The following is a 23180-nucleotide window of genomic DNA, read 5'->3' on the forward strand; positions in this document are numbered from 1 at the left end:
CGACTTTATTTTGATAATGGGTGGCGGGAATTAAAGCCCTGATAAATCAAAATGCTAGCTGCAACGCTGGCATTCAGGCTTTGAATATCTCCCACCATTGGAATGGTCAACATTTCGTCGACTTGTTTCTTCAACAGCGGCGAAATTCCCTTACCCTCGTTGCCGATAATAACGGCGATTGAGCCTTTGGCATCCCAACGACGGTAATCAGTTCCGGAAACATCAGTCCCAAAGACCCACATTCCGCGTTGCTTTAATTCTTTGATGGTTGCCGACAAATTGGTCACGCGGGCAACTGGAACCCGTTCAATGGCTCCGGCTGAAGTTTTGGAAACCGTGGCCGTTAATCCGACTGCTCGGTGCTTAGGAATGATAATGCCAGACACCCCGGCAGCATCGGCAGTCCGAATAATCGAGCCTAAATTATGGGGATCTTCGATATTGTCCAGAATCACAAAGAACGGTTCAACCGCTTGCTTCTTGGCATTGGTAAATAGATCGTCAATCGTTGCATACTTAAAGGCTGCAATTGATAATACCACCCCTTGATGATTTTGGTTATTGGAAAGCTTGTCCAGCTTTTGCTTTGGAACCTTTGAAATCACCAGCCGCTTTTTATGCGCCAATTTCATGATTTCAGAGATAATATTGTCGTCATCTTTGATTCCTGACTGGATAAACAGTTTGTTAACCGGATTTTCACTCTTTAACGCCGCAACCACGGGGTGTCTGCCAATCACAAACTCTTCAGGCTGATCCTGACTGTCATCGCTGCGATGATCTTGACTTCGATTATCATTCTTCATGTTTGAGGTTCCCACTTTCTACTTGTTCAATACACCAATTTGCGATTTCTTTCATTCGATCCGTCTGGTCACTCAGTGATAGGTAGCCAAAGACTGCTTCAAACCCGGTTGAAATGCGGTAGGTAATCACGTCGGTATTCTTGGCGTGCGTGTGACTGTTGGCATTTCGGCCGCGTTTGAAGTAGTCCCACTCAGTTTCATTAAGCAGACCATCTGTTTTCATTAAATCAATTAAAGCTGCCTGCGCCTTTGCGGATACATAGTTGGTAGCAACATGCTGCAGGCGCTTAGGCTTGGTCAACCCCTGGGCAATCAAATGCCGACGAATGAAAACTTCATACGCGGCATCCCCCATGTACGCCAAGGCAATCCCGTTTAACTGGGAAAAATTATCAATCATTAAAGTTGTTATTCCTTTCTAAACCGGGTCCCCTGTGGGGTATCTTCCAGCACAATTCCCCGGGCTTTAAGTTCTTCTCTGATTTCATCACTGCGAATAAAGTCTTTGTCATGGCGAGCCTGTTCCCGTTCGTGGATCAGTGACCAAATCTCATCATCCTTTAGTTCACTTTGCTCAAGCTTAATGCCAAAGACACCAGATAATTGACGCAGGGTGTTGATAATGAACTGCAAGCTCAATTTGAAGACAGTCTCGCGTTCACTATAGGTGTTGGCAAATTTTGCGAGTTCATAAACGGCGGCAATCCCGTTTTGGACGTTAAAATCATCGTCCATCGCGTCAGTAAAGTCAGCGACAATCTGGCGGACTTCCTGGTCGGTTTTGGGATCATCACCCTCGTCAGCATTATGAAGCCGATATTCGAGGTTGTTGAAGGCCGTCTGCAGCTTTTTCAAGTTGCTGCTGGCTTCTTTGACACTGGCATCACTGTACTGGATTGGACGGCGATAATGGGTGGTCGACATCAATAGCCGAATCACTTGGCCATCCAAATTCTTAAGCAGATCATGAACCGTGATGAAGTTTCCCAGTGACTTACTCATTTTCTCGTTATCGTCACCAATTGTCACGAAACCGTTGTGCATCCAGTATTTAACAAACGTCTGGCCTGTGTTGGCTTCGCTTTGAGCACGTTCATTCTCGTGATGCGGGAAAATTAAATCTTCTCCGCCACCGTGAATATCAATCGTTTTTCCCAAGTACTTGGTGGACATGACCGAGCATTCAATATGCCATCCCGGCCTTCCCTTTCCCCAAGGAGAATCCCACGAAATCTCATCGCCTTTGGACTTTTTCCACAAGGCAAAATCAATTGGGTCTTCCTTTTTAGCCATTTCTTCAGGATTAACATGCTGGCTGGCACCGATTTCCAATTGATCAACGTTGATGTGTGGCAAGGCACCATAACTTTTGAATTTTCGAGCCCGGAAATAAACGTCACCGTCAACATCGTAGGCATAGCCTTTATCGACCAAGGTTTTAACGAAGTCGATAATTTCAGGAATGTTCTCAGTGGCCCGGGGGTGAATCACGTTGCTTGAAATGTTCAGCGCAGCCGTGTCCTGCATAAATGCGTTGATATACTTGTCGGCAATGGCGCCAACTGTCGTATGGTTCTGTCGAGCAGCATTAATCATCTTGTCGTCGACATCAGTAAAATTCGAAACGTACTTGACTTGATACCCCCGATACTCCAAGTATCTGCGAACAGTATCAAAGGCAATCGCGCTTCTGGCATTTCCAATATGAATGTAGTTGTACACGGTTGGGCCACAGACATACATTTTAACAACACCTGGGGTGATGGGTTCAAATTTTTCTTTTTTTCGCGTGAGGGTATTAAATATCTGCAACATTTCGAATTCCTCTCTTTATCTTTTATATTCAAATAATATCATAATTCACATTGTTTTATTACTTTAACTATAACCCATAATAAAAGGTCTCGCTGTAAATGCAACGAGACCAATCGAATCAATAATATTTTTTATAAATTACGCTTTATCGATTTGAGCCAGTGTTTCTTTGATATGCGCGATGGCTTTTTGCTTTCCGACCAGTTCAACGGACTCTGGTAGTTCCGGACCGTGCATTTCGTGGGTCACGGCAATTCGGATTGGCATCCATAATTGACGTCCCTTGATCTTAGTGTCCTTCTGGATGGCTTTGATGACTTTAAAGATTTCAACGGAGTCAAAAATGTCGAGTTTTTGAATTCGCTCAAGAAATTCTTTTAAGACCACCGGAGCCGTTTCATTGGAAATCTCTGCCAATGCATCACCGTCAATTTGTTCCGGCTCTTGAAAGAAGACCGAGGCCATGTCGTTAATCTGAGCCATATAACTCATTTCACGCTTATAGAGCATAATCAACTGACGAGCCCACTCGATTGTTTTGTTGTCGGGATTTTCAGGAATATTCCCACCGGCAATCAACTGGCGCAGCGCCAAATCCATGATCGTACTGTTATCGGCTTCCTTAACGTACTGGTTGTTAATCCATTCCAACTTCTTGGAATCAAATTTGGCAGGTGACTTACTCAAACGAGTCTCGTCATACATCTTGATGAATTCTTTCTTGGTAAAGATTTCATCTTCACCTACCGGCGACCAGCCCAAGAGCAGAATGAAGTTAAACATTGCATCAGGCAGATAACCCAATTTGCGATACTGTTCAATAAACTGGAGGACTGATTCGTCACGCTTACTTAACTTTTTACCGGTATCAGCACTGATGATCAAACTCATATGCCCAAATCTTGGTGCCTGCCAGCCAAAAGCTTCGTAAATCATCAATTGCTTTGGCGTATTGGCAACATGATCATCTCCACGAAAAACGTGGCTAATCTTCATTAAATGATCATCGCAGACAACGGCAAAGTTGTATGTTGGCATGCCATCACGTTTCCGGATGACAAAATCGCCACCAATGGTATCTGAATTAAAGGAAACTTTACCTTTTACGATATCATCCCAAGCATATTCATGGTTCTTGGGAACTCGGAATCGAATAACCGGTTTTAAACCTTTTGCCTTGGCGTCAGCAATCGCTTGGGCCTTCTGGTCTTCGGTCATTCCTTCATATTCATATTCATAATGAGGCATTTCGCCGCGTGCTTTTTGGGCATCACGGTCGGCAGTAAGCTGCTCCTCAGTCCGGTATGATTCATAAGCTTTACCCTCATCGATCAACTGTTGGATCAATGGTGTGTAAATATCTTTTCGTTCTGATTGACGATAAGGACCATAATCGCCACCAACATCGGGACCTTCATCCCAGTCAAGACCGAGCCACTTTAGATTATCCAGTTGACTCTTCTCGCCGTCGGCAACATTTCGTTTGGTATCAGTATCCTCGATCCGAATGATGAATTTACCCTTGTTATGACGGGCAAATAAATAGTTAAAAATGGCTGTACGTGCATTGCCGATATGCAAGTGGCCGGTTGGACTTGGAGCATAACGAACTCGAATTGCATTGTTTGCCAATGTATAACGCCTCTTTCTTAAAAATAATCAAAATTTTGTCAGTGTTTAAAGTGTACAATGAACTTCGCCAAAAATAAAGGGAAGGCGGCTACTTCTTGTTATTTGACCCATTCTTGCCATTCCCTTTATTCTGATCAGGCTTATCGGTAATGTTCTTGGTCGAATGTTCCGGACGGGCGAAGACCATTTTACCTGCATCTGTTTGAATAGCACTGGTTACGACAACATCAATGTGATCATTCAAGAAGTATCGACCGTCTTCGACAACGACCATCGTCCCGTCATCCAAATAAGCGACCCCCTGTTGGCGTTCGGTTCCGTTTTTAACAACCATCACGTTCAACTTCTGGCCGGGCAGAATCTTCTGCCGCAGCGAGTTGGCAAGCGCATTAATGTTAAATACCTGGACGTTTTGGAATTGAATCACTTTGTTCAAGTTGAAATCATTGGTGATAATTACACCATCAACGTCTTTAGCAAGCTGGATCAACTTACTGTCAACTTCTGGAATGTCCTCGTAATCCTTCTCGTAAATTTCGATCGGAATCAGATCTTCGTTCTGCAGCTTGTTTAAAATATCCAGGCCGCGGCGACCACGAACGCGTTTGACGCTGTCACTGGAGTCGGCAATGTACTGCAATTCATACAACACAAACTTGGGAACTAACAAGGTGCCTTCAATAAACCCGGTTTTGACAACGTCATAAATTCGGCCATCAATCAAAATGTTGGTATCCAGAATTTTGTAGTGATGATAGTTCTTATCGACTGGTTTATCGATAATCTTTTCGTCGCCGGCCTTGGCAGTTTCTGACTTCCGCCGGGATTGAAACATTTTTCGCCAGCGATCACTCTGCGTATTGCCAATTCGGAAGCCAAAATAGCCCAGTACCAACATTAAGATCGTTGGAATCATGGTATTCAAGAAGAACGTGCGGGTTCTGAAGAATACAATCGAAATCAGGATGGCAACCACCAGCCCGATAATCAGGCCCAAGGTCCCAAAAAATAACGACAACGGACTTTGCTTTGTCAATCTGACTTCCACCCGATCGACCGCTTTGAGAATATAATTGCCGGTTAACAACGAAATAAAATAAAAAATAATTGCACCCACAACTGCGTTTGTCGCAGTGTTGTTAAACAGCGTCCCATAGCGGACTTGGAATATCAGCCAGATCATCGGAAAATAACTGGCTCCAATTGCGGCGCCGGCTAATGTAAATACAATTCTAACAATTCTCTTTCTTTTCAAAAATATCGCCTTCTCTCAATTTTCCTTTAACCAAGTGCAAGCTTTAAAGCTTGAGCAAGGGTTGAAACCCCAACTACCGAAATGCCAGTCGGTGGATTCCAGCCCTGAAGATTGTTGGCTGGAACCAAGACCCGTTTGAAACCGAGTTTTTGGGCCTCAGCAACCCGCTGCTCAATTCGGGTAACGCGGCGAACTTCACCGGTTAGCCCAAGTTCGCCGACATAACACTCCGTCGGGCTGGTGCCGCGGTTTTTGTAAGATGAAGCGATGCTGACCGCAATTGCCAAATCAATGGCCGGCTCATCCAGTTTAACGCCCCCGGCAGCCTTTAAGTAGGCATCCTGATTCTGCAGCATCAATCCCGCCCGCTTTTCCAAAACGGCCATAATCAACGACACCCGATTGCGGTCCAGCCCAGTGGCAGTTCGTTGCGCATTACCGAAAACCGAGGCCGTTACCAGAGCCTGAATTTCAACCAGGATTGGTCTGGTTCCCTCCATGGAAACAACAATGGCCGATCCGGTAGCGTCTTTCAGCCGTTCTTCCAAGAAGATTTCTGAAGGATTCTTAACCTCCCTCAGACCGTCAGTCCGCATTTCAAAAACGCCCAGTTCATTCGTCGAGCCAAAACGGTTTTTGACAGTCCGCAAAATCCGGTAAGAATGGTGCAGGTCACCTTCGAAATACAACACGGTGTCGACCATGTGCTCCAAAATCTTCGGCCCGGCAATCGCACCGCCTTTTGTCACGTGGCCAACAACGAATACAGTGATTCCCTGACCTTTGGCAATGTTCATTAAATCAGCGGTCACTTCTCGAATCTGTGCCACCGATCCAGTTGCTGACTGCAGCTCTGGAATCTGCATGGTTTGAACGGAGTCGATGACCACTGCATCTGGCTTCATCTCGTTAATGGTATCTTTGATGACATCCATATCGGTTTCGGGGTAGACATAAAGATTTTCCCCATTGACACCAAGCCGATCAGCCCGCATTTTGATTTGGGAGGCACTCTCTTCACCTGAAACGTACAAAATCTTACCGGATTTACTGAGCTGACCGGAAACTTGCAGCATCAAAGTTGATTTACCAATGCCGGGGTCTCCGCCAATTAAGATCAGCGATCCTGGAACCACGCCCCCGCCGAGGACCCGGTTAAGTTCTTCCATGTCGGTTTTAAAGCGGATATCCTTATGAAACTCAACTTTATTAATTGATTCCGGCTCATTGTCATGGATACCGTTTCTGCGAAGGCTTTGGGTTGCCATTGTGCTATTTTTGGGGGTGATGGTTTCTTCAACCAAGGTGTTCCATTCATTACAGTTCGGGCAACGTCCCAAATATCTTGGGGAAATGTAGCCGCAGTTTTGACATACAAATTGGGTTTTAACTTTTGCCAACTAAATTCTCCTCTTATACTTACACTATCAATATTTTAGCACTTTATGAATCAAGGTTGACGAAATGCCGGCGGACTTTACATCATCTTATAAATTATTGACCTGACGAACCAAAACCACCGCTTCGGGTCTGTTTTTTGCGTTGGTCGTCCTGGTCCGCCAACAGATATGGCAGGAAAATACCTTGGGCAATCCGTTCGCCCTTCTTGATCTTAATGTCAGTGATCCCAAAGTTGAGGATCTGAACAAAGATTTCGCCCTCATTACTTTGATTATTATAATAATCAGAATCGATCACGCCAATACCGTTTGGAATCACCAATCCACGTTTTAATGGGTTGCTGGATCGATTGGCAATCACGAGCACTTCATCAGGCTGCATATAGGACTTAATCCCCGTTGGAATTAGGAATGGCTTAAGCACTTTTTTGGCCTCGGCAATGCTGTCTTCCCGAACCGTTTTCTCATGTTTAAGTGCCCAAAGGACTTTCAAAAAATTCAATTTCCAGATCGATGGAATCACCATATCGGCAGCACTTTCAAAGTCATATCCTGCTGCGTTCTCCGTCGTTCGGTAAGGCAGGCTTAAGTTTTCGTCTGCATATTTTGAGACAATTTCAAATCCACGTTTCATATGTCTGGCTCCTTCTGTCAATATATTCTATTATTGTAGTATAAACTATGTGAAGCTGTTTGCACAGATTGACAAAGATGGTAAAGTATCGCAGTATAATGGTGTAGTCAAACCTTTAAACAACTTTGAAATGAGGGAACAAATATGAAACATCAAGACGAGTTGAAGCAGTCTGTGGGGAAGGCCGCTGTTAAGTTCATCGAAGACGGCATGACCGTTGGTTTGGGCACTGGATCTACCGTCAAATTCATGGTCGATGCTTTGGGCGAACGAGTGAAGTCCGAACACCTCTCAATTGTCGGTGTCCCAACTTCAGAACGGACCCGTGAACAGGCCAACAGTCTCGGTATCAAAACCAAGGGATTAGACGAGATTGACCACATTGATCTAACCATCGATGGTGCTGATGAGATTAACCGGACCTTCCAGGGAATCAAGGGTGGCGGTGCCGCTCATCTTTGGGAAAAGATCGTAGCGATTAATTCCGATAAGAACATGTGGATTGTCGACAGCAGCAAAATGGTTGATGAGTTGGGTTCTTTCCCACTGCCACTAGAAGTCATCCCTTACGGCAGCCACCAACTGCTTAAACGCCTTGATGCCAAAGGTTATCACCCAAAGTTTAGGATGAATGGCGATCAGTACGTCAAAACCGACTCCAACAATTACGTGATTGATTTGCACTTAGGTCAAATTGAACGACCCCACCATTTGGCACTTGAATTGGACCAAATGACCGGAATCGTCGAACATGGACTGTTCCTTGATCTGGTTAACACTGTCATTGTTGGCCGTGAAGATGGGCCGCAGACCATTCAAGCCCGCTAATTGAATAAAAACTGACAACAGCCGGAAATGCGATCAAAACGATTCGCAGCCGGCTGTTTGCCGTTTAAAAGCACCCTGCTCACTAGCCCTTTTTAATAAATGAGCGTAAAATAAGATTCTATTAAGGAGAGTGATCATTTTTGACAGCAGAAATTAATTTAGATCAAATCAGCAAGTACCAGAAGAATCTTGATAATCGAAAAGATTCGAAAGTGATTGAACGGGCAGTTACCCACCAGGGCATTTTGGAAAGCAGCGAAGACTTTACCGCTGAAGGCAAAATGAGCCCGGTATTTTCAATCGATCTTTCAACTGGAAAAGTTGCTGATCAAAAGCAAAGTGGTCGATGCTGGATGTTTGCCGCCCTCAATACGATGCGCATTCACCTCATGAACACTTATAAGGTTCCGGATGATTTCGAATTATCCCAAAACTACACCAACTTCTGGGATAAATTTGAAAAAGCCAATTATTTCTTGGAAAACGTCTTAAAAACTGCCGACCAGCCCCTTGATTCACGTAAAGTTGCCTGGCTGATGGCAACGCCACAACAAGATGGCGGTCAATGGGATATGCTTTGTGCCCTGATTGAAAAATATGGGATCGTTCCCAAGTCAGCAATGCCGGAAACCTTCAACAGTAATCGCTCATCTCAGCTCAACAAGTTCTTGAACCTGAAGCTTCGTCATGACGCCGTTGCCTTACGTGAATTGGTTGCTGACAAGGCGTCTGAGGCTAAGATTGCCGAAACCAAGGACAATATGATGAGTGAAGTATACCGCATGTTGACCTACGCACTCGGTGAACCAGCCACCAAATTTGACTTCGAATACCGCGACAAGGATAAGAATTATCACTTTGACGCTGGCATCACCCCACAAGAATTCTTCAAAAAATACGTTAACTTAAACTTGGAAGACTACGTTTCCCTGATCAACTCACCCACTGATGACAAGCCATTCAATAAGACCTACACAATTGAAATGTTGGGCAACGTTGTCAATGGCCGGCCGGTCAAACATTTGAACCTGGAAATGTCTGAACTCAAAAAGTTGGCAATTAAACAGCTGCAAAATGGCGAATCCGTTTGGTTCGGAAGTGACGTTGGCCAAAGTTCCAACACCAAAAAAGGAATCATGGACACCAGCCTTTATGCACCCGACGAATTATTCGATTCAGATTTGTCGATGTCAAAAGCTGAACGTTTGGATTACGGCGAAAGCTTGATGACCCACGCCATGGTGATTACCGGAGTCGATCTGGTCGACGGCCAACCAACCAAGTGGAAGGTTGAAAACAGCTGGGGCGAAAAAGTCGGCACCAAAGGCTACTTCGTGATGAGTGACGACTGGATGAACGAATTCGTGTACCAGTTCGTGATCAACAAGAAGTACCTCACCGACGAACAGCTTGAAGCTCAAAAACAAGAGCCAATTGTTTTGAAGCCTTGGGATCCAATGGGTGCCTTAGCCTAAGAATTTGTTCTTAAAAGATAAATACGACAAGTCAGGTTATCTGATTTGTCGTATTTTTTATGGTCTATTAAATTGCAACGAACTACTCCATGAACGATTTACTGATAATGTTTAATTGCTCATCGAAATCGTATCGAATCGGTTTGCCGTTAGGAACCTCCACGTTGGGGATTTCTTCATCTGAAATATTTTCCAGAAATTTGATCAAGGCGCGTAAGGTACTTCCGTGAGCGACAATCAATTGGTTCTTGTTGTCTAACAACTTCGGCGCAATCTGATCAACCCAGTATGGAATCAATCTCTGTTGTGCCATTTCCAGACTTTCGCCCAACGGAATTTGGACACCATAACGATCATAACGGGGATCTTCGTCCCGCTTGGCCAAAAGCGGCGGCACAACGGTAAAACTTCGCCGCCAAATTTTGAGCTGCTTTGCGCCTACCCGTTCTTTGACTTTAAGTTTATTTTTCCCACGAAGGCCACCGTAGTGACGTTCGTTAAGGCGCCAGGATTTATGCTCCGGAATAAAGTTTTGACCAATTTCATCCAAGACAATGTTGGTGGTGATAATCGCCCGTTTCAGAAATGACGTATGAACGTCATCAAACTGAATTTGAGATTTGGCAATCACTTTCCCAGCACTGTGGGCCTGTCGAACCCCTTTATCGGTCAAGGGTACATCGCTCCAGCCGGTAAAAATGTTGTCCCGGTTGGCTTGGCTTTCTCCGTGGCGCATGATGACTAGTGTTGGCACGTTTACATCCTCTTTACTCAAATTAATTTGTTCACAAATAAATTCATAAAAAAGATGACCGAAGCCACCTTCTAATCTTCTCAACCTCTCAAGTCGTTGTGTGAACAGACTCAGTGTAGCATTTCTCCTAAAGCTTCTCAACCAAAACCATTAGAACCGGAATCATGATCAGACTCAACAACGTGGTTTCAGCCACCATGATGGAAGCATATTCGGAATCGGCATGATACAACCTGGAAACAACCGGCGCATTGGTCATAATCGGCATTGCAGACTGCATGATGAAAACTTGTTTCATCATCACCGGCATCGGCGTTGGAATGACCAATAGCGACATAATGATTGGGGCCAGCATAAACCGCCCAAACAAAATCAAGAAGTTACTGCGGTCGAAATGAACGTTCGTTAAATCAACACTATTGATGGAAATTCCAATAAAAATCATGGACAGCGGAATCGTTAAATTCCCTATGTAATTAAAATCCTGCATCAAAAAATCAGGCAGGGTGACGTGCATCAATACCAATACGACACCGACCATGAAACCAAGCAAAGGCGGTGAAAAAACCTTCTTGAGAGTTTGCTTCCAATTAAATGAAGCCTCACCTTTGCCATCTTTTTGGATCAAATAAACCCCCAGTGTCCAAAAGAATGTCGTGTTGGCCATATAGTAGACCAACACAAACGGCAAACTGGATTTTCCAAACAGCGCCATGTTAACCGGCAGCCCAACGAAAACGGTGTTTGAGTTGGAAAACATGGACATGAACAACCCAGAATGCATTTTGGGAATCTTGGCAAATTTGACCACGAAGATTGAAACAATGTAAAGTGACAGCATCGAAACGATTGGGAAAAATAAGTCAGGAAGTGTGGTCAGCAACTTCTTGGCAGTAAATTTTTCCATAATGGTTGAAATCATGTAGGCCGGTAAGGCAACCTGAGTTACCAGGCGGGCAATCATGCTGGTCATCTTACCGTCAAACCAATCGTTTCTGGCTAACACAAACCCCAAGGCAATCATGATCAGGATAATTAAAACCCCAGAAACAGCATTATAAAAAACTTCCATAAACATTCCTCAATTCTAAAAATCAATAACAATGAATTATTATAACACAATTAGAATCCACAGCCGGTTATAATTTTTGGTATAATTGAACAAGTTGGTCACAACAGATGTTACAATTATTAAATAATGTTTAAATAACCGAAGATTTCTGCAATCAAGTCCAAATCTGCCATATACTTTTGGGAGAATTTTTTGTAAATGAGGAGTCAATATGCCATCAGATAAAGATAACAATAATGATTTTGAACCAGTGTATTCTCGTCGATCGGACAAGAAACCCCACTATAAGAAAAAGAACCACCGTCGAAGAAGAATTATCGGCTGGAGTATCTTTTTCGTCCTGCTGATCGCCTTGGGCGGTGGCCTGGTCTGGGGATACGGCGCATACAAGAGTGCCAAGTCGACCTTCAAGAAGACCTACGATTCAACCAATGTTACCAAAGCTCGAAACGTTTCGTCAGTGATCCAGCAAGGAAAGCCACTATCAATCCTGCTATTGGGAACTGATACAGGTGCCTTGGGTCGTCACGACACTGGGCGGACGGATACGATGATTGTCGCATCTGTCAACGCAAAGAAAAAGACCATTCATTTGACCAGTATTGCCCGAGACACCAAGGTGGTCGTCCCCGGCGATACCCAGCCATATGAGAAGATTAATGCCGCTTATACAATTGGTGGCGCCGGAACAGCCGTTAAGACCGTTCAAAATCTGCTCGATATTCCAGTCGACTTCTACGCGATCATCAACATGGGCGGTTTGGAAAAAATGGTCAATGCGGTTGGTGGCGTGGACGTGACCCCACCACTGACGTTCCAGTATGGGGCTGCAAATGTCGTCAAAGGCAAGAAAATCCATCTAAATGGTCGCCAAGCTCTGGACTACTCCAGAATGCGTGATGACGATCCACGTGGTGATTATGGTCGTCAGGCGCGTCAACGACAGATTATCAAGAAGTTAGTCATGAAGGGTCTTAACATTACCTCCCTTCCCCGTTACAAATCAATCCTCTCGTCACTGTCCGGCAACATGAAGACGGATATGACTTTCGACGATATGATCGCCATCCGGGCAAAATATGGCGACGCCACTCATCACATTAAGTCACAAACCCTTCAGGGAGAAAACGCGATGATCGATGGTCTTTCCTACCAAGTGGTTCCTCAAAACGAACTGCTGCGGGTCTCCAACGACATTCGGACATCCCTTGGCTTGGCTAAGTCAACCAAGCTTCAAACCAGTCAAACAGATACCGATGACGGTCAAGGGGCAACCCAATCATCATCGACATATAATGGCTATTAAATAATCATGAACCATAAAATAGCGGCTCAGATAAAAGCGGCTCTACAATATCTGTTGTTGGTAATAGATTTTTATCTATTACTGATGACAGATTTTTTGTTTTTCATTAGAATAAAAAAAGCGGACATTTCCTGTCCGTTCATCAAAACCAACAACCACGAAGATTTTAGAGAAAGAAGGAAATGCCCTATGTCAAATGATACTACGAAAATGTTGTTAGGAATAGATGATGAACACTTAAAAATTGAGAATGGCAAAATAGGTGATGATGGGGTAATCAGATTAAATGGATCACTGAACTATTCTCCCAAGGCCTGCCGCAATTGTGGGGTTATTAATGATCACCAGATCATTGGCTATGGTTGGCGGAAGACCACCATTAGATTCGCTAAAACATTGGGCAGCACGGTTATCCTATGCCTCAATCGGCGAAACTTTCACTGTAAGGCTTGTCATACCAACTTCCTGGCGCAGACGAGTGCAGTGCCGAAGCACTGCACGATTTCAAATACAACCCGGAAACAATGTTTAGAGAAGTTAACGGAACCAGTGAGCCTCAAACACATTGCCAATGAATTGTCCACTTCGGATTCATTCGTTGGTCGGCAGCTCTTGCGCGCTGAACACGACTTTCAAACCAACTGGCACTACTTACCCAAAGTTCTCCTCATGGACGAAGTTAAAAGTACTAAGAGCGCCACCGACGCGATGAGCTTTGAATTTATGGACGCGGAAACCCACGAATTGATTGACCTGTTGCCCTTTAGAACCATCTATCAGCTTCAAAAGTACTTCCAACATTATGACCAAGCCGCGCGAGAAAATGTGAAAATTATCGTTACCGATATGAACTATACCTATCCCAAATTGGTTGGGCAGATCTTCCCGAACGCCATCGTTGTCATCGATCCCTTCCACCTGGTTAACGCTTTAAACCGGGCTTTTAATAAGACGCGAGTGCGTCTCATGAAAACCCTGGCCACTTCCTCACGCCAGTATCACGCCTTGAAACGCTATTGGAAACTATTATTAACGCCGGCCAATCACCTTAACTACGAGGCTTTCCGTAAGTGGACAAACTTCCCTTATCCGGCAACTGCCACGGATGTGGTTGATGCTTTACTGGACATTGATCCCGAGCTCAAGCAAACTTACGACGTGATGAATCGGTTACGTGAAACCATCAAAAACCGCGACTGGCCCAACTATAATCAAGCCTTTCACCACCTGCAGGGGTGCTCGGAAGAGATGTTGGCAGCCCTCCAAACCTTGGCGGCTCATCATGATGAAATTGGCAACACTTTCACCCACCACTACACCAACGGGCCATTAGAAGGTTCAAACAACAAGATTAAAGTCATTAAGCGCACTGGATTTGGTTACCGAAACTTCTTCAGATTCCGGCTAAGAGTGCTGTTCGCTTTTCGAGTTCATACAAAAAGGGCTCTACAATATCTGTTGTTGGTAATAGATTTTTATCTATTACTGATGACAGATTTTTTGTTTTTCATTAGAATAAAAAAAGCGGACATTTCCTGTCCGTTCATCAAAACCAACAACCACGAAGATTTTAGAGAAAGAAGGAAATGCCCTATGTCAAATGATACTACGAAAATGTTGTTAGGAATAGATGATGAACACTTAAAAATTGAGAATGGCAAAATAGGTGATGATGGGGTAATCAGATTAAATGGATCACTGAACTATTCTCCCAAGGCCTGCCGCAATTGTGGGGTTATTAATGATCACCAGATCATTGGCTATGGTTGGCGGAAGACCACCATTAGATTCGCTAAAACATTGGGCAGCACGGTTATCCTATGCCTCAATCGGCGAAACTTTCACTGTAAGGCTTGTCATACCAACTTCCTGGCGCAGACGAGTGCAGTGCCGAAGCACTGCACGATTTCAAATACAACCCGGAAACAATGTTTAGAGAAGTTAACGGAACCAGTGAGCCTCAAACACATTGCCAATGAATTGTCCACTTCGGATTCATTCGTTGGTCGGCAGCTCTTGCGCGCTGAACACGACTTTCAAACCAACTGGCACTACTTACCCAAAGTTCTCCTCATGGACGAAGTTAAAAGTACTAAGAGCGCCACCGACGCGATGAGCTTTGAATTTATGGACGCGGAAACCCACGAATTGATTGACCTGTTGCCCTTTAGAACCATCTATCAGCTTCAAAAGTACTTCCAACATTATGACCAAGCCGCGCGAGAAAATGTGAAAATTATCGTTACCGATATGAACTATACCTATCCCAAATTGGTTGGGCAGATCTTCCCGAACGCCATCGTTGTCATCGATCCCTTCCACCTGGTTAACGCTTTAAACCGGGCTTTTAATAAGACGCGAGTGCGTCTCATGAAAACCCTGGCCACTTCCTCACGCCAGTATCACGCCTTGAAACGCTATTGGAAACTATTATTAACGCCGGCCAATCACCTTAACTACGAGGCTTTCCGTAAGTGGACAAACTTCCCTTATCCGGCAACTGCCACGGATGTGGTTGATGCTTTACTGGACATTGATCCCGAGCTCAAGCAAACTTACGACGTGATGAATCGGTTACGTGAAACCATCAAAAACCGCGACTGGCCCAACTATAATCAAGCCTTTCACCACCTGCAGGGGTGCTCGGAAGAGATGTTGGCAGCCCTCCAAACCTTGGCGGCTCATCATGATGAAATTGGCAACACTTTCACCCACCACTACACCAACGGGCCATTAGAAGGTTCAAACAACAAGATTAAAGTCATTAAGCGCACTGGATTTGGTTACCGAAACTTCTTCAGATTCCGGCTAAGAGTGCTGTTCGCTTTTCGAGTTCATACAAAAAGAGCCCTAATCACCAAGTGATTAGAACTCCAATATTTTGTTCACCAACAACAGTTGACGAAGAACCACAAAAAGAGCCCTAATCACCAAGTGATTAGAACTCCAATATTTTGTTCACCAACAACAGTTGACGAAGAACCATAAAAGCAAACCAACTTTTATCTGAGCCGCTATTTTTTCACAATCAATTTTATGTAACTTTTGCTTTTTAAACCAATACCCCGGCATAGTAGCCAAGAACTCCGATAACGAACAACCCCAGAATAATCCAGATTGGCGAAATTCGCCTGCGGATCAGCCAGACACAAATCAGGGTCAAGGCAACCGGAGCAATCACGTTAAGGCCGCCATTAATCATCGTGTCCACAAACCGGGAAGTCGTTGAACTGCCAAAGAGTCCCCGAACTGATGCAAAATCAACGGTGACCCACCGAGCAACAATCACGCCCATCATAAAGACGCCAAACATTGAAGTGGCACTCCCAACGTACTTAATAATCCCGGTATTAAACAAGTTAATAATATCGGCTCCCCGACGATAACCGGCCATTTGAGTCATATAACGAAAGACCAGCCGTAAAACGTTCCATGCAATAAAAAATAGAATTGGTCCCATCATGCCATAGCCACTCAAAACCAGACTGGCAGCAAATGCCGATAGAACCGGACGGATCGTGCCTAACCAAACCGGATCACCAAAACCACCCATTGGCCCCATCATAGCAGTCTTAACGGCATTAATCGTGTCATCACTAATATCGGCACCATTTGCCCGCTGTTCTTCCATTGACAAAACCACTCCAGTAATCAGGGACTGCATAATTGGTGCGGTGTTAAAAAAGCCCAAATGGCGCTTCAACGCAGCTTTACGTTGGTTCATATCCGGATACAATCGTTTAATCGCAGGAGCCATTATATAAGCAAATCCGAGGTTTTGCATCCGTTCAAAGTTCCACGATCCCTGCTCTGTGCCAGAGCGCCAAAAGGTCCGGAAAAAATCGATCTGACGAAGATGAATCGGTTGATGGGAATCGTGAATCATGTTTTGATTATTTGCCATTTATACCCACCAACTCCTATAAATCATCAAGTTCTTTGTCAAAGTCATCTAAATCGTCTTTCCCTTCCCCATCGCCGCCGGTTGAGCCATGCCGTCTACTCTTAAGCCAAACAAAGCTGATGGCTGCAACCAAGCCTAATCCTGCTAAAATAAAAAGATTCATCTTCGTAAAAATGGCAATTAAAAAACCAACGATAAACCAAATCCATAAAGAGCGGCTGACCATCATGTTAATCAGGTTGGCAAATCCAACGGCCGACACCATGCCAATTGAGATGGCAATGCCATTCGTGATCCCCGCTGGAATTTGCTGCATTAACTGATGAATGAATTGAGGAGATATCAGCATCACGAGTCCCGTCGGAATCAGGACTCTCAGCCCTTGAATTCCCAAACTCAGCAGATGAATGCGATCAATCTGCTGGATTTGACCATTTTCGGCAGCTTGGTCGGCCGTATGGATAAATTTGACAATTGATTTACGGATGGTGACGTTCAAAAGTTGGCCAACAACCGCAAAGGGAACGGCTAAGGCAATCCCGTGTTTAATACTTAAGGCGGCCGGACCGCACACTAAAAGAGCCGAGACGACTGCCGGCAGCGCGATATCCGGTGCAACAGAAGCACCAATATTGATCCAGCCAATCGTGATCATCTGTAAAATTGCGCCCAGCATAATGCCAACGCCGACGTTGCCAGTTGCCAAACCGATCAGCGTACAAGCAATCATTGGCTGGTACACCTGCCATTCGTCAAGAATGCCATCCATTCCGACCACAAATGCAACCAACAAAACCAGGCTGATTGAAACTAAGCTCATTGAATTCCCCTCGGTTCCTTAAAAGCCCTTTTTATCCAACAGGGTCAACAAATTTTCCTTTTTCTCAGCAGGAATTTTTTGAGCATAGACATCTAGATGAAAGTCATTTGCCAATGTTCGAATTTCTTTGGCAATATCTCCATTCATCGAAATGGCATCGGTAAGCATCGTCATTCCGTCGTTATAGGCAATGCTGCCGATATTGATGCCAATCTTGGAAAAATCGATGCCGCCCTCTGCTAATTTCAACATGTCAGCCACTGTTTCGGTCAACAACAACGTGTTGAAGGAATCAAACCTGGAGTCGAAATAGGCTCGGATCATCTTGTTAACGCTGACGACATTGGCTTTGACACCAGGTGGTGCCACCTGGGTAATCAATGTTTTCCGCAAAGGATCTTTGGCAACAGAATCAGAGACCACCATAATCCGGTTCGGCGTCACCGCCCGTGTCCAAAAAGTTGCCACTTGGCCGTGCAGCAGGCGGCTGTCGACTCTCGCAAGGCGAATATCCATTGTCATTATAAATCATCTCCCAAATCGTCATCATTATCAGTAGAAACTTCAAACTGACGAATCGAATCGTCAGCAATCTCATTGATCTTATTAACTAATTCACTCAGGGTTGAATTTCGGGCCATGTAGGCCTCCAACAGAATCGGAAGGTTGACTCCGGCAACTAATGCAATCGATTGCGGATTCTTGGCTGCAAATTGGGCGGCGGCATTAAACGGCGACCCACCCCACAAGTCTGCCAAAATCAACGTTGGCGTACCCTCAGGAAAGTCAGCCAATGCAGAAGCGACCTTATCACTAAGTGAATCCACCCCATCATTTGCGGCCAGACTTACCCAACCAACCTGTTCCTGTTTGCCGGCAATCATTTCTGCGGTCGTCACTAAGCTTTTGGCAAAATCGCCGTGGCTCACAACCAGAATTGAAATCATCTACTCACCCATTTCTTAAATTTAACAAAGTCTGTTTACACCAAATATATCACAAAATAGCAATTTCGTTTGCCGGAATTACTGAATCGTTAGTAAGTCTGCGGGCGTCTTTAAATCGTAATCCGTGTCCGCAAAGTCCGCGGTTTTCTTGGTCCGCCAACCGGCCAGGGCAAACTGCACGTTGGCAGCGTGAGCAGCTTGGAGATCAAATTTGGTATCGCCAATATAAATGGTGGTTGCCGGATCAGCGTCTAATTTCTCAATGCCCTTTAAAATCATGTCAGGAGCGGGCTTGCCTTTTTTAATTTCGTTGGAAAAAACAAAGGCATCAAAGTGTTGATCCAGTCCAAATTTTGTGACATCCCGGTGAAATTCGGCTTCAACCTTGGAAGTGGCAATCGCGGTTTTGATAGTCGGATCAGCATGCAGTTTCTTAACCACATCCTCAATCCCATCATAAACGTGGGCATATTGGGTGTAATCTTTAATTTTGGCAAACCATTGGTCCCGAATGTCAACCGGATTCTTGACACCAAGAATTCGAACCGTATCCATGGAGGTAATCCCAAAGAGCTTAACGACGTCTTCATAAGAGAAGTCATAGCCGTTTTCCAGCAGCGTCTTATGTAGTGGTAACATATACATCTTTTCGGTATCAATCAAGGTTCCGTCTACATCAAAAATAAAATATTTCATTCCTGTACTCCAATCGCTTATTATTTGAGCAAAATATCACATGCTACACAATAAAAAAGTCCGAATCACTATTGAGATGATAGTGATTCGAACTTTAACCATGCGGCCAAGAAGATTCGAACTTCCACCGGGATAATTCCCGACAAGATCCTTAATCTTGCGCGTCTGCCAATTCCGCCATGGCCGCATCAACAATTAAAAATTATAGCAGAAATTTTGGCAATTGACAAATGGTTTTTGAAAATTATTCACCGCGAACGGTCGCGCCTTCTGTATCAATTTGCAGCAGCCGCAAACTACCATTTAGATTTTGTTGTTCCAAATCAATTCTTAGCTGGGTTAAAGCAGCTTTCTTACCCAGTGTGGCAACCGTAGGACCGGCACCACTCAAGTAAGTACCAAAGATGTCTAACTTGTGGGCAGTTGAACGGATTTGATCAATTTCTGGGACCAGCTCTTTTCTGTAGGGCTCGTGGAGATGATCATTCTCAATCAGCTTAACCGCCTGCTCCCATTTGCCCTGGGCGACCAAGGCGATGAAAACATTCTCCTGGCTGCTGGCATGGACGGCCACGTCATAATCGATTTGTTTCGGCAGCTTCTTGCGACTTTCTACCTCGCTGACACCATCCGGTCGAATATACATTAAGGCCGAGACGTCTGGTACAGGAAGAGTCGCAGCAGTGACGGTTTCACCGTCATATGTCGAAACAACCAAGTTGCCAAGCATCGCAGCAGCAACGCTTTCCGGGTGGCCTTCAATCTTTGTTCCCAAATTAATTTGATCTTCAATTGAAAGCCCCAAATCCCCTAACTTGTTGGCAATTTTAATCCCGGCAACCACTGCGGTTGTGCTGGAGCCCAAACCGTGCGCAATCGGAACATCCGAGATAACGGTCAGTTGATGCGGATGAATATCAGAATCGACCTTTAAGATTGTCTGAACAATGAGGTTGTGCTCATCAGTTGGAATGTCGTGTCCCAAAGCATGGTTGACCTTCCATTCATCTGTCTTTTCCTCAACAATCACCGTGTAATACAGCTGCAGTGCCAACCCAACCGAATCAACACCCGACCCGAGGTTAGTGGTCGTTGCAGGTACTCTGATAATAATTTTTGCCATGTGATGGCTCCTTTCTACGCTCCGATTTGCCGCGTTTGGCTGATTAAATGAAGCTTACCGCGACATCTGCCGCAGACATACTTCACCAGATTGATTCTTCGTCTTCTATGATACTCCAAACCGCAGTCTTCACAGCGATAAATATAACGCGTTTGGACCCTGGTACTCTGGACTCTGGGAGCGTATCTGGAGCCGCCGACCGCTTTTAACAGCTGTTTAAACTGCTTGGTATTGTGTTTGGCGCTGTATCCTGCCAAATGGAGATGATAATGGCACAGCTCGTGTTTGATAATCCCAATTAATACCGCATGATCAGCCCCCTCGTCCATTTTTGGATTAATGTCGATGTTGTGGTCATTGAGGTGGTAACGGCCGCCAGTCGTCTTTAAACGGGCATTAAAATAGGCCCGGTGGGTAAACGGTTTGGCAAAGTATTGCAGCGAAATATGTTCAACGAGTTGCTGTAGTTCTTGATCAGTCATGAGTTCTTTGTTCACCTAACCTTCAGGATCCACCATGGTTAATTGAATCCGGTGACGATCCAGATCCACTGAGTCAATCCAAACCGTCACGATGTCGCCGACCGAAGCCACCTTGCTGGGATCCTTGACGAATGTCCGACTCATTTTGGAAATGTGGACCAAACCGTCCTGCTTAACGCCAATATCAACAAAGACACCAAAGTCAACCACGTTTCTGACAGTTCCCTGCAGTTTCATCCCCGGCTTCAAATCTTCCATTGTCAAAACGTCTTTTCGAAGCAACGGTGCAGGCATTTCGTCACGCAAGTCACGGCCAGGCGTTTCGAGGCCCTTGATAATATCTTTCAAGGTTGCAACCCCAACTCCGATGCTTTCAGCTTCCTGGGCCAAATTGAGCTGACTCAAAGCAGTTGAAACGGCCGGCTCGCCGAGTTGATTAATGGTCAATCCGTGCTTTTTCAGGAGGCTTTTGGCCGCAGAATAACTTTCCGGATGAATATCGGTGTTATCCAGTGGATTTTTGCCGCCGATGATTCTCAAGAACCCCACCGATTGCTCAAAAGCTTTCGGGCCGAGCCGGGGAACTTGTTTGAGATCAGAGCGAGCACTAAATTCGCCATTTTCATTTCTGAATTTGACGATATTGCCGCTGGTCGTTTTGGTCAACCCGGAAATGTGGACCAACAGATCGGGACTGGCAGTGTTCAAATTAACGCCAACCCGGTTAACGGCGGTTTCAACCACCGTGTCCAACTGTTCACCCAGTTGTTTCTGCGGAACATCGTGTTGATATTGACCGACACCAATTGCCTGGGGATCAATTTTAACTAATTCGGCAAGGGGATCTTGGATTCTGCGGGCAATACTGACAGCCGAACGCTGTTCAACACTAAAGTCCGGAAATTCGTCTCTGGCGACTTGACTTGCAGAATAGACCGACGCCCCTGCCTCATTAACAATTACGTAATAAATGGGCGTTTTGATTTCTTTAATTGCATCGGCAACAAATTGTTCAGACTCCCGACTAGCGGTTCCGTTACCGATGGCGATCATTTCAACGTGATTTTGGTTGATGAAATCAATGAACAGCCCTTTGGCAGCCTTACGTTTGGCTTCACTGGCAGGCTTATGGGGATAGATTACCGTTTTGTCCAGATACTTGCCATTTTGATCGACCACCGCTAATTTACAGCCGGTTCGATAGGCCGGGTCAAATCCCATGACAATTTTGCCCTTGAGTGGCGCCTGCATCAGCAAGTTGTACAAATTCTTGCCAAAGATATCGATGGCGTGATCAGCGGCCACTTCGGTCAACTGCTTGCGGATTTCACGCTCGATTGCCGGTCCGATGAAGCGGTGATAGGCATCTTCGATTGCATCGGTGACCACATCGGCAGCAAATCCTTGATGACTGCCGACGGTGTTGGCCTTTAAATGCCACATGATTGGTGCCTCATTGACTTCAATTTTGACCGAAAGCACTTTCTCTTTTTCACCCCGGTTAATGGCCAAGGTTCTAAACGAAGGAATTGATTTGATGGGTTGATTGAAATCGTAATACTGCTGATAGGTGCCCTCTTCGTCCAACTCTTTACCACCGCGTTTAACTTTGACAACCAACTGACCGTATCGTTGGGTGTTTTGGCGGACCCATTCGCGAAAATCGGCCCGGTCGCCAGCGTCTTCAGCGATAATTTCGTGGACTCCGGCGAAGACTGCGTCAACATCAGGCAGTTCTTTGTCCGGGTGAACATACTGCGCAGCCAGTTGCTTCAAATCGGGGGCAAACGACATGGCGGCTTTGGCTAAGGGCTCCAAACCATGTTCTTTGGCAATTGTCGCTTTCGTCCGCCGTTTTTGTTTGTAGGGCAAATAAAGATCTTCAACTTGTTGAAGAACCGAGGCCGCCTCAATCTGCTTTTTCAGTTCGGGGGTTAAGGCCTTTTGTTCATCAATAATTTTGATGACTTCCTGCTTGCGCTTGTCCAAAGTTTGGATGCGATGAGCAGCGTCTTGAATGTCTCGAATTTGAACTTCATCCAGATTGGAAGTCCGTTCTTTTCGATACCGGGCAATAAAAGGAACGGTGTCACCTTCATCCAACATCTTGAGGGTTTCGACGATCTGTTTCTCCCGGATTTTGGGTAAGTCTTGCTGAATCTTATGTGCTAATGTGTTGTCCATGTATTCCCACCTCATCAATAGTGTTACGTTTAATTATAGCAGAATGA

General features: G+C 45.1%; 21 protein-coding genes, 1 tRNA gene and 1 pseudogene. 5 read left to right on the forward strand and 18 right to left on the reverse strand.

All coding sequences use genetic code 11. The features are described 5' to 3' along the window. Positions 1–5: 5 nt before the first annotated feature. From rlmB to KE627_RS01340, 7 genes are all read right to left on the reverse strand, one after another. On the reverse strand, positions 6–806 hold the full coding sequence (rlmB, locus tag KE627_RS01310; RefSeq protein WP_013728266.1) for a 23S rRNA (guanosine(2251)-2'-O)-methyltransferase RlmB: 801 nt from the start codon (positions 804–806) through the stop codon (positions 6–8). Then, the gene (locus tag KE627_RS01315) at positions 796–1206 is read right to left on the reverse strand and encodes a Mini-ribonuclease 3 (RefSeq protein WP_013728267.1); all 411 of its coding nucleotides are present in this window, start codon (positions 1204–1206) and stop codon (positions 796–798) included. Before KE627_RS01315 ends, rlmB begins: the two co-directional genes overlap by 11 nt. A gap of 8 nt (positions 1207–1214) precedes the next feature. After that, on the reverse strand, positions 1215–2621 hold the full coding sequence (gene cysS, locus KE627_RS01320) for a cysteine--tRNA ligase (RefSeq protein ID WP_013728268.1): 1407 nt from the start codon (positions 2619–2621) through the stop codon (positions 1215–1217). Positions 2622–2759: 138 nt separating this feature from the next. Further along, positions 2760–4253, reverse strand: a complete 1494-nt coding sequence (gene gltX / locus KE627_RS01325) for a glutamate--tRNA ligase (RefSeq protein ID WP_013728269.1) — start codon at positions 4251–4253, stop codon at positions 2760–2762. A gap of 88 nt (positions 4254–4341) precedes the next feature. Continuing rightward, a complete protein-coding gene (locus KE627_RS01330; protein WP_013728270.1) occupies positions 4342–5508 on the reverse strand; it encodes a PIN/TRAM domain-containing protein in 1167 nt (388 codons plus the stop codon). 26 nt (positions 5509–5534) lie between these two features. After that, the gene (gene radA / locus KE627_RS01335; protein ID WP_056939118.1) at positions 5535–6908 is read right to left on the reverse strand and encodes a DNA repair protein RadA; all 1374 of its coding nucleotides are present in this window, start codon (positions 6906–6908) and stop codon (positions 5535–5537) included. Positions 6909–7002: 94 nt separating this feature from the next. Beyond that, positions 7003–7542 carry a dCTP deaminase/dUTPase family protein gene (locus tag KE627_RS01340; protein ID WP_013728272.1) on the reverse strand — a complete coding sequence of 180 codons (540 nt, stop codon included), beginning with the start codon at positions 7540–7542 and terminating at the stop codon, positions 7003–7005. 144 nt (positions 7543–7686) lie between these two features. On the opposite strand from KE627_RS01340, the gene rpiA reads away from it, so the two are divergent. Both rpiA and KE627_RS01350 read left to right on the forward strand, forming a co-directional pair. Continuing rightward, entirely contained in the window at positions 7687–8370 is a 684-nt protein-coding gene (gene rpiA / locus KE627_RS01345; protein WP_013728273.1) for a ribose-5-phosphate isomerase RpiA, read from the forward strand. 140 nt (positions 8371–8510) lie between these two features. After that, the gene (locus KE627_RS01350) at positions 8511–9845 is read left to right on the forward strand and encodes a C1 family peptidase (protein ID WP_013728274.1); all 1335 of its coding nucleotides are present in this window, start codon (positions 8511–8513) and stop codon (positions 9843–9845) included. A gap of 82 nt (positions 9846–9927) precedes the next feature. On the opposite strand, the gene KE627_RS01355 is transcribed toward KE627_RS01350, so the two are convergent. Both KE627_RS01355 and KE627_RS01360 read right to left on the reverse strand, forming a co-directional pair. Beyond that, entirely contained in the window at positions 9928–10599 is a 672-nt protein-coding gene (locus KE627_RS01355) for a 2,3-bisphosphoglycerate-dependent phosphoglycerate mutase (RefSeq protein ID WP_013728275.1), read from the reverse strand. Between the two features lie 127 nt (positions 10600–10726). Beyond that, positions 10727–11671: an AEC family transporter gene (locus tag KE627_RS01360; protein WP_014940175.1), complete on the reverse strand. Its 945-nt coding sequence runs from the start codon at positions 11669–11671 to the stop codon at positions 10727–10729. Between the two features lie 211 nt (positions 11672–11882). Between KE627_RS01360 and KE627_RS01365 the strand changes: the two genes are divergently transcribed. From KE627_RS01365 to KE627_RS12500, 3 genes and pseudogenes are all read left to right on the forward strand, one after another. Beyond that, positions 11883–12977, forward strand: coding sequence for an LCP family glycopolymer transferase (locus KE627_RS01365; RefSeq protein ID WP_013728277.1), 1095 nt, complete (start codon positions 11883–11885; stop codon positions 12975–12977). 189 nt (positions 12978–13166) lie between these two features. After that, positions 13167–14426: pseudogene (locus KE627_RS12495) on the forward strand (ISL3 family transposase); the annotation flags it as partial. A 144-nt stretch (positions 14427–14570) separates the two neighbouring features. After that, positions 14571–15842 carry an ISL3 family transposase gene (locus tag KE627_RS12500; protein WP_013727284.1) on the forward strand — a complete coding sequence of 424 codons (1272 nt, stop codon included), beginning with the start codon at positions 14571–14573 and terminating at the stop codon, positions 15840–15842. 187 nt (positions 15843–16029) lie between these two features. Here KE627_RS12500 and KE627_RS01380 read toward each other — a convergent pair whose 3' ends face one another. From KE627_RS01380 to KE627_RS01420, 9 genes are all read right to left on the reverse strand, one after another. Beyond that, positions 16030–16881: a PTS system mannose/fructose/sorbose family transporter subunit IID gene (locus KE627_RS01380; RefSeq protein ID WP_013728278.1), complete on the reverse strand. Its 852-nt coding sequence runs from the start codon at positions 16879–16881 to the stop codon at positions 16030–16032. 16 nt (positions 16882–16897) lie between these two features. Further along, positions 16898–17701 (reverse strand): PTS sugar transporter subunit IIC, encoded by an 804-nt coding sequence (locus tag KE627_RS01385; RefSeq protein ID WP_013728279.1) that lies wholly within the window; start codon positions 17699–17701, stop codon positions 16898–16900. Between the two features lie 18 nt (positions 17702–17719). Continuing rightward, on the reverse strand, positions 17720–18223 hold the full coding sequence (locus tag KE627_RS01390) for a PTS sugar transporter subunit IIB (protein WP_056939223.1): 504 nt from the start codon (positions 18221–18223) through the stop codon (positions 17720–17722). After that, on the reverse strand, positions 18223–18648 hold the full coding sequence (locus tag KE627_RS01395) for a PTS sugar transporter subunit IIA (protein WP_056939224.1): 426 nt from the start codon (positions 18646–18648) through the stop codon (positions 18223–18225). The genes KE627_RS01390 and KE627_RS01395 overlap by 1 nt, the downstream gene beginning before the upstream one ends. Positions 18649–18726: 78 nt before the next feature. Further along, complete coding sequence (locus KE627_RS01400; RefSeq protein ID WP_056939225.1) at positions 18727–19344, reverse strand: HAD family hydrolase; 618 nt, start codon at positions 19342–19344, stop codon at positions 18727–18729. 101 nt (positions 19345–19445) lie between these two features. Beyond that, positions 19446–19531: transfer RNA gene (locus tag KE627_RS01405), tRNA-Leu, on the reverse strand. Positions 19532–19588: 57 nt separating this feature from the next. Then, positions 19589–20467 (reverse strand): homoserine kinase, encoded by an 879-nt coding sequence (gene thrB, locus KE627_RS01410; RefSeq protein WP_013728283.1) that lies wholly within the window; start codon positions 20465–20467, stop codon positions 19589–19591. A 14-nt stretch (positions 20468–20481) separates the two neighbouring features. Continuing rightward, positions 20482–20949, reverse strand: coding sequence for a SprT family protein (locus tag KE627_RS01415; RefSeq protein WP_013728284.1), 468 nt, complete (start codon positions 20947–20949; stop codon positions 20482–20484). A 15-nt stretch (positions 20950–20964) separates the two neighbouring features. Continuing rightward, positions 20965–23133, reverse strand: a complete 2169-nt coding sequence (locus KE627_RS01420; protein WP_013728285.1) for a Tex family protein — start codon at positions 23131–23133, stop codon at positions 20965–20967. Between the last annotated feature and the right edge of the window lie 47 nt (positions 23134–23180).

The sequence above is a fragment of the Lentilactobacillus buchneri genome, from assembly GCF_018314255.1.
Classification (GTDB): Bacteria; Bacillota; Bacilli; order Lactobacillales; family Lactobacillaceae; genus Lentilactobacillus; species Lentilactobacillus buchneri.